The following is a 13,621-nucleotide window of genomic DNA, read 5'->3' as shown; positions in this document are numbered from 1 at the left end:
GGTGTATAATATTTATTAAATAATTACATAAATGTTGGGGGGACACAAATGAACAAAGTATCAAAAGTGATTTTAAGTGGATTTATAGTTAGTGGAGTGTTTTTGAATGGGTGTTCTGCACATACTACTCAGGCGGCAGTCAGTAAACAACCTCAAATTGTGAATAAACAAATTAAGAGTAGCGAAAATTTAAAAGATATAGCCAATAGGTTCATTCCTCAAGGTGCGAAGATTTTAGAGGAAGATAGGATAGTAGGAAATGAATCTATATATAAACTAGATGTAGATAATGATGATATAGATGAAGTTGTGGTATTTTTTAAAAATAAAGAAAAATTCGAAAATGGATTTTTTGTGTTGAAGAAAAATAATAACAAATGGATAAAAATTTTTGAAGATAAAAGTCAAGCAAATGCAATATCAATGGTACAACTTGTAAATGTATATGATAGTACAAAAAAAAGTCTTATACTAGGGAAATTAATAAGTACTCGCGCAGGTTCTGAATATACTGTATATAATTTTAAAAAGGATAAATTTGAAAAATTAGAATTAGGCTTGTGGAATAAATTTCAGATATTAAACAATTCTTTGAATGATGATAAAGGAATTGTTTTTGGCGGATGGTTAAATCAAGGAGCCAATATATATTCGGTTGATGTAATAAGATTTAATAGGGAAAAATTTACATGTGCTGAAAAAGAATATCCAGTATATTTTGAGAATTGTATAGATAATAATCCTAAATATTTTGGGAGAGAACATTTGAAGGAGTTCAAATTTGCATGGTATTATTTTATAGACATGCAGATTAAGGCCAATAGAGCAAAAGAGGCACTGGAATCAATAGAAAAGGTTTTTCAAATAAATAAAAACAAAGATGGGATTTATGAAATAGAAGATTATAAATTTTATTTGCTAAAAGCAAAAGCGTTAAATGAATTAGAAGAATATAAAAAAGCAGAAGATATTTTATTAGGAATTTCTAAAGAAATAACAAAAATAATAGATACTAATAGAGAAAAAATAATTAATGATAATGATTTTTATTATATGGATATGCAGAAAGAACTTTCAGATATGTATTTTGAACTTGGAAGAAGTTACTTAGAACAAAAAAACAAAAATAAAGCTAAAGAAAAATTTAATATATCTTTAGAGTTGCTTAAAGAACTTTTAAAAGAAGGATATTTTCTTCAAGATACTATATTAGATATTAACAGAGAGGTTACCTTTAATAGAGTAGAAGATGAATTAAATAAATTAAAAGATTAAAATATAAGCATCAAACTTTAAGATTTAAAGTTTGATGCTTATATTTGTTAATTGAATTTAAATTTAAATTTTAAAGTTTAATTTTTATATTAGCCAATACCTCCGTATATAATTCCAAGAATTAAAACAATTATGGAAATACTTACAAACATATATTTACCAGCAGGTTCCAGCCATTTTCCTAAAGGTTTGGCAGAGCCTTTATTTATTTGAATTCTTGCTTTTTCAGCTCCATAAATCCAAAAGAAAGCTATTGCAGCTAGTACTGCTCCTAATGGTGAAATATAAACTGTAATAAAATCAGAAAAAGCTCCGAATTTTGCCATACTCAAGTCTAATGGAATAGCAGCAATAAAGGAAAATAATCCAACTATGAAAACTGTATTAGTTCTTTTCCAGTTAAATTGGTGCATTAGAGCTTCTACAGGACCTTCCATCATATTTATTGCAGAAGAAACAGAAGCAAAAATTATACTTAAGAAAAATAGTGCACCAAATATATTTCCACCTGGCATCATTTTAAATATAGAAGGTACGGTTATAAATAACAAAGCTGGTCCTGCAGTTGGGTCTAATCCAAAAGCAAAAGCAGATGGAATAATTATAAAAGATGCAAGTAAAGCAGATATAGTGTCAAAAATTACTGTGTGTATTGCAGCAGAAGGAATATCTATATCATCATTTAGATAACTACCATATACTACAAGTGCACATCCAGTAAGTGATACTGTAAAGAAAGCTTGACCTAAAGCCATAACCCAAGTTATAGGTTTTAATAAATATGACCAGTCAGGTATAAGTAAATATTTTATTCCTTTTACAGCTCCAGGAAGAGTTAATGATCTTATCATCAATATAATAAATATTATAAAAAGTGCGGGCATTACAATTTTATTTACCTTTTCAATTCCCTTGGTTACGCCTAGTGTAACTACAATAATAGTAAGTAATACAGCTAGAGCATGCCATGGAATGCTTGAAGATGTTCCTGCAAAGTTTGAAAAATAAGTTGGAATATCAACTTTATTGAAAGTACCTATTAAAGATGCATAAAAATATCTAATAATCCATCCAACTACTACAGTATAAAATATAAGTATTCCAGTTAATCCTATTGTTGGTATGGTTGCAATTATAGAACCAAAAGGTAAATTCTTTTCTTTGAATATTTCTTTAATACCTCCAAAAGAACCTTTTTTTCTAGATCTTCCAAGTGCAAATTCTCCCATTAATCCTATTGAACCTAATATAAACACAAAGATACAATATGGTACAAGAAATGCAGCACCTCCATACTGACCAAGTCTCCATGAAAACATCCAAATGTTACCTAAACCTATTGCCGATCCTATACATGATAATATAAAACCCAGCTTTCCTGAAAAGCTTTCTCTTTCTTTCATTAGTAAACCCCCTTTGATAATGTAAAATAAATATAAAAAAGCCACATAGACAAAAATATCTACGTGGCTAATAAACTATTATTATATAACCACCATAGATACAAACCCTATAAAACAATACTTACAGGGCCTGTATCTATGATGAAAAATTCATATATACAAACCCTATCTAAAATGGTTAATAAAGACTCTATTAGTTTTTGACTTTAAATTTATTAGTTTACTCATAAGTTGCATAATCTTTCTCCTAAAAGTTAATTTTCAACAAGTATAGCATAATATATTTGATAATTCAAGCTAAATTGTAAAGTTTGTAGTTGAAATATTATTTTCAATTGCGTATTTGTAAAGATATCCTACTTTTTGGTTACAACAATATGAAAAAATATTTTATAAGTAAAATAAGTTTAATATTTTATATGGTTTTATATTTTATAAAAATATCAACTAATAATAAATATAAAATATATATTGATAATTAAAATTAAAAAAAGTAAAATTAAAATAAAAAAGGACAGAGTATTACTAAAAATAAAAATATAAACTATAATTATAAAGAAGTATATAGTAATATAGTGTAAAGACGTTAAATGAGAATAAAGTTTCACAATGTTTTTCACATAATATGTATATAATATAAGTAAAATTTTTTAAAGAAGGGAATAGATAAGGTAATGTTAATAGTTGAGAGAATGGAAAAATTAAACAAATCTTAAAAAACAAGAAAAAAATAGACATTAATTCATTAACTGAAATTTTAGGAGTAAGTGATGTAACTGTAAGAAAAGATTTAGATAAACTACAAGATGAAGGATTTCTTGAAAAAATACATGGAGGAGCAGTATTAATTGAAACGAAAAAAAATAAATTTAGCAGCGAAGAAATAAGTATTAGTAATTTAGATCAAAAAGAAAAAATTGTTGAAACTGCTTACAAAACAATACAAAAAGGTGAGTCAATATTTATAGGTTCAGGTACTACTTGCTATCTTTTAGCACAAAGAATAAAAAAAGAAGATGAAATTTCAGTGGTTACTAATAATATAAGTATACTAGATTTACTTCTTCCTAATTGTAAGAATGTTATATTGATTGGAGGAGAAGTTATATGCCAGAATGGAATTAAATTTACTTTAGGCAAAAAAACTAGTAATACATTTGAAGGAATATATGTTAATAGGGCATTCACTAGTGTAACGGGGGTTGATTTGAATGCTGGATTAACAGTAACTAAAGAATTTAGTGCGTACATATATAGAGGTATATCTGATATTACAAATAATTGGACATTAATGATAGATGACTCGAAATATAATAAAATAGGGTTGGTATATGTGGCATCACTTGATTCACCTGACTGTATTATTACTAATAAAATAGATAAACAATATAAAGAAATATTTGATAAAAAAGAAAAACGATTACTTATATGTGAATAATGGTTTAAAAATACTGCTAACTTGTAAATTATTAAACAGGTTAGCTTTTGTGTTTGATTTTACAATTATCTAATAAGTTAAAAAAATTATGAAGAAAAGAAAATTCATTATTGATTTTCTTTTCTTTATTTTTATGCTGAATTTTAAAAAAAAATTTAAGTTTTAATAAGGAATCAATTTAAGTTACTAAGATTTATAATAAGTACTTTTAAACAAGTTTAAATTTGGCTTTGAATATCTATAAACAAAATATTTTAAGAATTGTTAATTTTAAAAAAAAATTAAAAATATTTACAAAAATATTTACAATTCAAATGGAAACGTTTATAATAAAAATAAATAAAAGCAATAAAAAAAATAAAAAAACAATAAAAAAATAAAAATAAAAAATAATAAAAAATAAAAATAAAAAATAATAAAACAAACACAGCAAGTAAAAGAAATGATTTTATATAGATATATTACAAATATTGTATTTTCAGGGGTTGTTTAATGATAAAGTGAGCTAAATACTATATAATTTATAAATTTAGGTAAAAGGAGGTTTAAATATAAATATATAATCAAAAATATGAATTCTACAATAAACCAAAGATGATTATTTTATGTTTGAAGTAAAACAAGTATATAGGAATTTTAAATTGAGAATAGGAGGAAAAAGGATGAGTGCAGTAATAATTTTATCATTTGTTGGTTTTACAACGTTAGTAGCAATATTATCATGGTATAAGACTCGCGATGACAATGTAGATACACAAGACGGTTATTTTCTTGGTGGAAGAAGTTTAACAGGTGTTTTTATTGGTGGGTCATTGATGTTGACAAATCTATCAACAGAACAAGTGGTTGGGCTAAACGGACAAGCATATAATAATACCATGGCTTTAATGGCATGGGAAATAACAGCTTCTTTTGCGCTAGTATGCATGGCATTGATATTTTTACCTAGATATCTAAAAAGTGGTATAACAACAATACCTGATTTTTTAGAAGAACGTTATGATAAAAAAACAAGACAGATAGTATCTGTTTTATTCTTAATTGGATATGCTGCAACTTATCTTCCAACGGTATTGTATTCTGGAGCTTTAGTTTTAGTTAAACTATTTAATATACCAGAAGTTTTCGGAATTGGTGAAATGCCAGCTCTTTGGATAACAGTTTGGGCAATAGGAATAGTTGGTTCTATTTATGCCATTTTTGGTGGGCTTAAAGCAGTTGCTGTATCAGATACATTTAATGGTATGGGCTTAATAATTGGTGGAATGTTGATTCCTATACTTGGTCTAACCAAATTAGGAGGAGGTAGTTTTACAGCTGGAATCAATCATTTGGTAACAGTAAATCCTCAAAAACTAAATGCTATAGGTGGACCTGAATCTCCAATGCCTTGGCCAGTTTTATTTACTGGATTAACTTTTAATAATTTATTTTATTGGTGTACAAACCAATCTATTATTCAAAGAACTCTTGGAGCTAAAAATTTAAAAGAAGGACAAAAGGGAGTTCTCTTTGCAGGTTTTTTAAAATTATGGGGACCTATTTTCTTAGTACTACCAGGAATTATTGCTTTTAGTTTGTATGGAAATTCAATATCTAATCCAGATATGGCATATCCCACTTTAGTACTTGACGTTTTACCTAGACCTTTAGCTGGTTTCTTTGCAGCAGTATTGTTTGGAGCAATTTTAAGCTCATTTAATAGTGCGTTAAATAGTTCGGTAACATTATTTACGCTAGATATTTATAGACCTATCATTAACCCGGATGCAGCAGATACTGAAGTGGTAAAAGTAGGGAAAAGATTTGGGGTTTGTTTAGCAATTGCTTCAATGATAATAGCTCCGTTTATTCTTTATGCTCCATCAGGACTATTTGTATATTTACAAGAATGTTTTGGATTTTATAATATACCAATTTTAGCTGCGGTTATGGTTGGCTTCTTTAGTAAAAAGGTTCCAGCTATTGCTCCTAAAATAGCACTTGTTGTTCACATTATTTTGTATGGTGCTTCTAAATTCCTAGCAAGGGATATACATTTCTTACATGTACTCTTTGTATTATTTATAATAAGTGTTTCAATTATGCTTTTTATTGGAAAAATACGACCAAGAGAAACAGACTATGTACAAAAATATACTGAGCAGGTAGATATAACTCCTTGGAAATATGCTAAACCTATATCGATTTTTATATGCATAATGATACTAGTAATATATGCATTCTTTTCAAAAATAGGAATTGTTGCTTAATTAGTTATTAATAATAATTGTTGTGTAATTTGGGAGATTAAAATTACATAACAATTATTACTTAAAGAGTAAGAGGAAATTATATAATAAGAAAGTTTAAATACATGTAATAGAACCATATATTTAATAAAAATATAAATAATAAAAAACAAATAAAAATAAATAAAAATTAAAAAATATAAAAAAATATAAAAAAATGTATTGAAAAATATATAAAAAAATAATAAAATAAGTTTAAAAGATAAACTAAATGTTGTAATAAATATTTTTAGATATGTTTTTATATTTTGAAGGGAGAGTAGAATATGTTAAGCAACTTAAGAAATATAATAAAGGATGCGTCTAAAAACAATTATATAGTTCCGGGATTTAACATATTTGGATATGAAGATGCTATTTCTGTAGTTAAAGCAGCAGAAGAGATGAATGCACCAGTTTTATTAATGACTAATAATTTTGCTGTTAATTTTATGCCAGTAGAATATTGGGCAAAACTGTTAGGGGAAATAGCTAAGGATGCTAAAGTTCCAGTATCTATTCATTTGGACCATGGTAAAAATTATGAAGTTATAGCTAGAGCCATTAAAAGTGGATATTCCTCTGTTATGTATGATGGATCACAATTACCTATTGAAGATAATATTAAAAATACAAAAGAAATTGTTAAAATAGCTCATGCATTAGATGTATCTGTAGAAGCTGAAATTGGTTCTGTTGCATATAGTGATGTTTCATTAGAAGAGTACAAGCCATTGTTTACCAAGCCAGAAGAAGCAGAAAAATTTTATAAAGAGACAAATACAGATTGGCTTGCTGTAGCAGTTGGTACTGTTCATAAAATGCAGATTCAAAATGCTGATATTAAGTTTGATTTAATAGGAAAAATTCAGAATAAAGCTAATGTGCCGCTTGTTGTTCATGGTTCTACTGGTATATCTGATGAAAATCTTGAACAATTAAGAAATTATGGTGTTGGTAAGATAAACATAGGAACAGCCTTGAGAATGGAATTTGGTAATACCTTAAGAAAAGAAATGGAGAGCAACCCAGAGGAATTCGACAGAATGTATTTTAATGAAAAAGCAATGTTTAAAGTTAAAGAAAAAGCTAAAGAAAAATTTAGATTATTAGGATTTTAGAATATATTAAAAGAGTTAAGCAATATTATGTTTAATATAAGCTTAGAATTATAGTTAAAGAAGGTGATTTGAAAATTTGGCTACAATAAAGGATATTGCTGAAATTGCTGGAGTTAATCACTCTACAGTATCACGTAGCTTAAATGATAGTCCATTGATTTCTGAAAAAACAAAAACAAAGATAAAAAAAATAGCAAAAGAATTGGATTTTGAATTTAATTTTAGTGCACAATCTTTGAATACTAATAAAACAGGAACTATTGGTATTATTTATCCAGAACAAACAGCAGAAGTTAGGATTAGTTTATATCTTACCTCTTTGTTGAATGACATAAGAAGCAGTTTAGAAAAAGAGTTTATAGATAGTATTGTTAGTTTTCCTAAAAATAGGTTTACTGGAGAAAGTAATATTAAAAAATTAATTAATCGAAAAAAGGTTGATGGATTAATGATTGTTCATTCTGATATTGATGCAGAAGATTGGGAGTATATTAAGAATTCAAAAATACCATGTATATTTTTACACTATATGCCAAAATCAAATATAAAAACAGAAGTGGATTTTGTAAGTACTGACCATTTTGTAGGAGGAATTTTAGCTGCAAGTCATCTTATACAATTAGGACATCAAAAGACTATGTGTTTAACTGGCAATCCAAAAGAAGAAGAAGTTAAGCAAAGAATGAGTGGTTATACATCTATATTCAAAAAAAATAATTTACTAGTTGATCCTAAACTAATATTAGAAGGCGATTTTTCATTTGAATCTGGCTACAATATTATAAAAGAAAATGTAAATATGATTAAAGAGGTAACTGCTATTTTTATACAGTCAGATTTAATGGCTTTAGGATCTATTAAAGCTTTAAAAGAATTAGGAGTAAAAATTCCTCAAGATGTAGCAGTTATAGGATACGATGATTTGGATATTGCTCCCTATTTTTCACCGCTACTTACAACAATTCGTCAACCAAGAGAGCAAATTGCTAAAATTGGATGTGAAAGGTTAATTCAATTATTAAATGGTAAACAAACGTACTCATATCAAAGTAAGTTTGTTCAGCCAAGGTTGATTATAAGAGAAACCTGTTAAGATAAAGTAATCAGTTTATTTTTATGCATTTATGCAACTGTGTGCATGAAATTTATTATAATCTGTGCATTGAACAATAAGTTAAGATAGAATAAGAAAACTATTAATTTTAAATTAACTAAACATATATATAAATTTAATTAATATTGGTTTAGGAGGTGCTAAAATATTGCAAATGTTCTAGCATTGGGTTTATGTAATTTAGTAGTGTAAGTTATTAAAGTTTAAAATTTTAGGAGGTACTTAAAATGAGCAACATACTAAATTTTGATAAAAACAAGCCAATGGATTTAATAGCTATAGGAAGAGCAGGTATAGATTTAAATCCAAATGAGATAAATAGACCATTAGAAGAATCAATAACTTTTACTAGATATGTGGGCGGTTCTCCAGCTAATATTGCAGTTGGTACAGCTAAACTAGGTATGAAAACTGGATTTATAGGTAGAGTGTCAGATGATGGTTTTGGAAGATACGTTATAAATTATTTTAAAGATAATAATATAGATACTTCTGAAATTGTAGTTGATAAAACAGGAGCAGTTAATGGACTTGCTTTTACAGAGATTAAAAGTCCTACTGAGTGCGGCATAGTAATGTATAGAGATAATGTTGCAGATTTAAATATAAATTTAAAGGACATAAAAGAAGAATATTTGAAAAATTCAAAAATATTTTTAATTTCAGGAACAGCTTTGGCAAAGAGTCCTTCTAGAGAGGCAGTATTTGTTGCATTAGAATATGCTAGAAAAAATGGATGCATCGTAGTATTTGAATTGGATTATAGACCATATTCATGGCAATCTAAGGAAGAAACAAGTATCTATTACAATTTAGCTGCTGAAAAGTGTGATGTTATTATTGGTACTAGAGAAGAGTTTGAGGTGATGGAGCATATAACTGATCTGGGGAACTCTGATGATTATAAGACAGCAAAAAAATGGTTTGATTATAATGGAAAGCTTGTAGTAATTAAACATGGTAAAGATGGATCAATAGCTTATACGAAAGATGGAGAAACTTATGAAGGTAGAATTTTCCCATCAAAAGTATTAAAAACTCAAGGTGCAGGCGATTCATATGCTTCAGCATTTATATATGGTTTAATGCAAGATTGGTCTATTGATAGATGTTTAGAATTTGGTGCTGCTTCTGCTTCAATTGTTATTTCTCAAAATAGTTGCTCTAGTGCAATGCCTTCAGTTGAAAAAATCAAGAATTATATTAAAGAATTTAAATAAACAATAAAGTAATCTACAAATTTTAATGAGGAGGTATAAAAATGAAAACAATAAGAATGACAGTAGCTCAGGCGCTTGTTAAATTTTTAGATAATCAATATGTAGAATTTGATGGTAAAGAAGAAAAATTTGTAAAAGGTGTAATGGGGATTTTTGGTCATGGTAATGTAGTAGGACTTGGTGAAGCATTAGCTACATATGAAGGTGATTTCCCATATTATCAAGGGAAAAATGAACAAAGTATATCAGATGTTGCTATTGCATATGCAAAGCAAAAAAATAGAAGACAAATATACGCATGTACTGCATCTATTGGACCAGGTTCATTAAATATGGTTACAGCAGCAGGAACTGCAACAGTTAATAGAATACCAGCTTTATTTTTACCAGGAGATGCTTATGCAAATAGACAACCAGACCCTGTACTTCAACAAGTAGAAAATGGTACAAATTATAATATAACTGGAAATGATGCTTTTAAACCTGTTAGTAAATATTGGGATAGAATAGTAAGACCAGAACAATTAATGACAGCTGCAATTAATGCGATGAGAGTTCTTACAGATCCAGCTGAAACTGGTGCAGTAACTTTGGCATTACCTCAAGATGTTCAAGGAGAAGCATATGATTACCCAGTGAAGTTTTTCGAAAAAAGAGTTCACAGAATAGAAAGACGTGCAATCAGCAAAAGAACTTTAGAAATAGCAGGACAGGCTTTACTTGCTAGTGAAAAACCTGTTGTTATATGTGGTGGTGGAGTAAGGTATTCAGAAGCAGGAGAAGCACTTAAGTCTTTTGCAACTAAATTCAATATACCTATTATGGAAACTCAAGCTGGAAAAGGAACTATTCCTTGGAGTTTTCCTCTCAATTTAGGTGGTTCTGGGGTTTGTGGAACAAAAGCATCTAATGTAATTGCAAAAGATGCAGATTTAGTACTTGCTATTGGAACAAGATTAAATGATTTTGTTACATCATCAAAATATGCATATCAAAATCCAAATGCAAAAATAGTAAATGTTAATATTAATGGTACTGACTCAGTTAAGATGAATTCCATTTCAGTAGTGGCTGATGCAAAAGATACTTTAGAAAACTTAGAAAAATACCTTGAAGATAATAATTATAAGTCAGCTTATACAGATGAGATACAAAGAGCAAAAAATGAGTGGAAAGAAATTCTAAGTGAAATGGAAAAAATAGAACTTGAAGATGGATTATCTCAAACAAGAGTATTGAGAGAATTGAATAAGTTATTAAGTGATGATGATATAATTGTTTCTGCATCTGGAAGTTTGCCATCAGATTTAGAAAGAATATGGAATCCAGAAAAAACCAATACTTATCACTTAGAATATGGATTTTCATGTATGGGTTATGAAGTTCCAGCAACACTTGGGGTTAAAATGGCAGAAATGGATAAAGAAGTATATACTTTTGTTGGAGATGGTGGATACTTAATGGCTCATACTGAACTTTATACAAGTATTCAAGAAGGAATTAAAATAAATGTTCTTTTATTTGATAATTCTGGACACCAATGTATTCATAATCTTCAAAGAAATCAAGGTATAGGAAGTTTTGGAACTGAATTCCGTTATAGGGAAGATAGAACTAATGAATTAACAGGTCAATATGCACCAATAGATTTTGCAGCAAATGCTAGAAGTTATGGAGCTAAAGGATATACTGTAACAAATCTTGAAGAATTAAAAGAAGCTATTGAACAATCTAAAAAAGATAAGGTATCTACATTAATAGAAATTAAGGTAAAACCAGGAACAATGACAGATGCATATGAGGCATTTTGGAGAGTTGGAACACCAGCTGTTTCTAATAAAAAAGAAGTTAATGAAGCATATGAAACAATGAAAGATATGGTTTCAAAATGTAGACCATATTAGTAAATGAGAATTATTATAAAAAATAATATTATATAAAATTATAAAACATAAGGGGGATATAAAAATGTTAAACAAAGATAAAGTAAAATTAGGATGTGCACCAATAAACTGGACAAATGATGATTTACCAGAATTAGGAGGAGAACTTACTTATCAACAATGTTTAAGTGAAATGGCTCTTGCAGGTTTTACTGGAAGTGAAATAGGAAATAAATATCCTAAAGATTTAAAAACACTAAAGAAAGCTTTAGATTTAAGAAATATGTGTATCTGTAATGCTTGGTTTAGCTGCTTTTTTACAACTAAAGATGAACAAGAAACTATAGATGAGTTTATAAAACATAGAGATTTCCTTCATGAATTAGGAGCAAAAGTAGTAGGACTTGCAGAATGTGGAAGAACTATTCATGGAAATGAAAGTTTATCTATATTCGAAAAAGCTCCAAAATTAACTGATGAAGAATTTGAAACGTTAGCTAAAGGATTAAACAAATTAGGAGCACTAGCTAAAGAAAAAGATATGAAGATAGCTTATCACTATCATATGGGAACAGGAGTTCAATCACTAAAAGAACTTGATAAACTTATGGAAATGACTGATCCAGAATTAGTAGGAATAGTATTTGACGCAGGGCATGCTACATTTGCAGGAGAAAATGCAGTTGAAGTTTTAAGAAAATATGCTAATAGAGTTAAACACGTTCATTTTAAAGATGTTAGAAGTAATATTTTAGAAAAAGTTAAAAAAGAAAAATTAAGCTTCTTACAAGCTGTTAAAGCTGGTATATTTACTGTTCCAGGAGATGGAGATATGGTTGATTGGGATGGTGTATTTAAGATATTAGATGAAAGCAATTATGAAGGATGGATAGTTATAGAAGCTGAACAAGATCCAGCAATTGCAGATCCATTAGAATATGCTCAAAAATCAAGAGCATTCATAAATGAAAAAACTGGACTATAATACAAAAATAGGATTATAGTATAGAAATAGATTGTAATATAGAAATGGATTATAATATGAAAACAGGAGATGTTACAGCTCATGAAAAAATTTCAACATAAAAATGGATTTGAATTTGGTTATAATAATGTTGTAGACATTGATGGAGAATACAACAAATATTTAATGGATTTTGGAATATTAAGAATGTCTAAAGGACAGCAAGAAGTAAATAAAGAAGAAAAAGAAAGAGCATTCTTGTTAGTTGAAGGTGAAGTTACTTTTGAATGGCAAGGTAATAAAGTAAATGCTAAAAGAGAATCATTTACTGATAATAATCCGTGGTGCCTACATGTTCCTAAAAATGTAGAAGTTAAAATAACTGGAGTTTCAGAAAATACTGAAATAGCAGTTCATAAAACAAAAAATGATATTGTTTTCCAATCAAAACTATATACAGAGAATGATTGCAGAATTGAAATTAGAGGAAAAGGAACAATGAATGATGCAGGTACTAGAATAGTAAGAACTATTTTAGATAAGTCTATATCTCCAGATGCTAATTTAATGTTAGGAGAAGATGTTCATTATCCAGGAAAGTGGTCAGGATTTCCTTCACATTACCATCCACAACCAGAAATTTATTATTATAAATTTAAACCACAAAATGGATTTGGATTGCTAAAACTTGGGGAAGAAGGGGTATTACTTAGACATGATGATACTGTTATGATAGAACCTAATCTAGTACATCCTCAAGTAGCAGCACCTGGATATGCAATGTATTATATATGGGTTATAAGACATTTAGACAATAATCCATATATTAAACCAATATTTACAGACGAACATAAATGGTTAGATGACCCAAATGCCAAAATTTGGCCAGAAAAATAATACTTTTATAAATATATATATAAAATATGAGGCAAG

10 protein-coding genes are annotated in these 13,621 nt (G+C 28.2%); 9 read left to right on the top strand and 1 reads right to left on the bottom strand.

Annotated elements, in window-relative coordinates; genetic code table 11:
* The first annotated feature begins 48 nt into the window (after nucleotides 1–48).
* Nucleotides 49–1,275 (top strand): tetratricopeptide repeat protein, encoded by a 1,227-nt coding sequence (locus OW763_RS02560; protein ID WP_268039493.1) that lies wholly within the window; start codon nucleotides 49–51, stop codon nucleotides 1,273–1,275.
* 89 nt (nucleotides 1,276–1,364) lie between these two features.
* Here OW763_RS02560 and OW763_RS02555 read toward each other — a convergent pair whose 3' ends face one another.
* Nucleotides 1,365–2,678 (bottom strand): sodium-dependent transporter, encoded by a 1,314-nt coding sequence (locus OW763_RS02555; protein ID WP_268039492.1) that lies wholly within the window; start codon nucleotides 2,676–2,678, stop codon nucleotides 1,365–1,367.
* Nucleotides 2,679–3,378: 700 nt separating this feature from the next.
* On the opposite strand from OW763_RS02555, the gene OW763_RS02550 reads away from it, so the two are divergent.
* The 8 genes from OW763_RS02550 to OW763_RS02515 all read left to right on the top strand — a co-directional run bounded on the left by OW763_RS02550 (nucleotide 3,379) and on the right by OW763_RS02515 (nucleotide 13,585).
* Nucleotides 3,379–4,116, top strand: coding sequence for a DeoR/GlpR family DNA-binding transcription regulator (locus OW763_RS02550; protein ID WP_336296876.1), 738 nt, complete (start codon nucleotides 3,379–3,381; stop codon nucleotides 4,114–4,116).
* A 662-nt stretch (nucleotides 4,117–4,778) separates the two neighbouring features.
* Nucleotides 4,779–6,368, top strand: coding sequence for a solute:sodium symporter family transporter (locus tag OW763_RS02545; RefSeq protein ID WP_268039491.1), 1,590 nt, complete (start codon nucleotides 4,779–4,781; stop codon nucleotides 6,366–6,368).
* 305 nt (nucleotides 6,369–6,673) lie between these two features.
* A complete protein-coding gene (locus OW763_RS02540) occupies nucleotides 6,674–7,507 on the top strand; it encodes a class II fructose-bisphosphate aldolase (protein WP_268039490.1) in 834 nt (277 codons plus the stop codon).
* A gap of 76 nt (nucleotides 7,508–7,583) precedes the next feature.
* Entirely contained in the window at nucleotides 7,584–8,600 is a 1,017-nt protein-coding gene (locus OW763_RS02535) for a LacI family DNA-binding transcriptional regulator (protein ID WP_268039489.1), read from the top strand.
* 248 nt (nucleotides 8,601–8,848) lie between these two features.
* Nucleotides 8,849–9,841, top strand: a complete 993-nt coding sequence (iolC, locus tag OW763_RS02530; RefSeq protein WP_268039488.1) for a 5-dehydro-2-deoxygluconokinase — start codon at nucleotides 8,849–8,851, stop codon at nucleotides 9,839–9,841.
* Between the two features lie 41 nt (nucleotides 9,842–9,882).
* Nucleotides 9,883–11,745, top strand: a complete 1,863-nt coding sequence (gene iolD, locus OW763_RS02525) for a 3D-(3,5/4)-trihydroxycyclohexane-1,2-dione acylhydrolase (decyclizing) (RefSeq protein WP_268039487.1) — start codon at nucleotides 9,883–9,885, stop codon at nucleotides 11,743–11,745.
* 64 nt (nucleotides 11,746–11,809) lie between these two features.
* On the top strand, nucleotides 11,810–12,709 hold the full coding sequence (gene iolE, locus OW763_RS02520; protein ID WP_268039486.1) for a myo-inosose-2 dehydratase: 900 nt from the start codon (nucleotides 11,810–11,812) through the stop codon (nucleotides 12,707–12,709).
* Nucleotides 12,710–12,790: 81 nt separating this feature from the next.
* Nucleotides 12,791–13,585: a 5-deoxy-glucuronate isomerase gene (locus OW763_RS02515; RefSeq protein WP_268039485.1), complete on the top strand. Its 795-nt coding sequence runs from the start codon at nucleotides 12,791–12,793 to the stop codon at nucleotides 13,583–13,585.
* Nucleotides 13,586–13,621 lie beyond the last annotated feature (36 nt).

This window comes from Clostridium aestuarii (assembly GCF_026735135.1).
Taxonomy (GTDB): Bacteria; Bacillota; Clostridia; order Clostridiales; family Clostridiaceae; genus Clostridium_H; species Clostridium_H aestuarii.
Note: the sequence above shows the minus strand (reverse complement) of the source record. Positions and strands in the feature narration are given on the sequence as shown.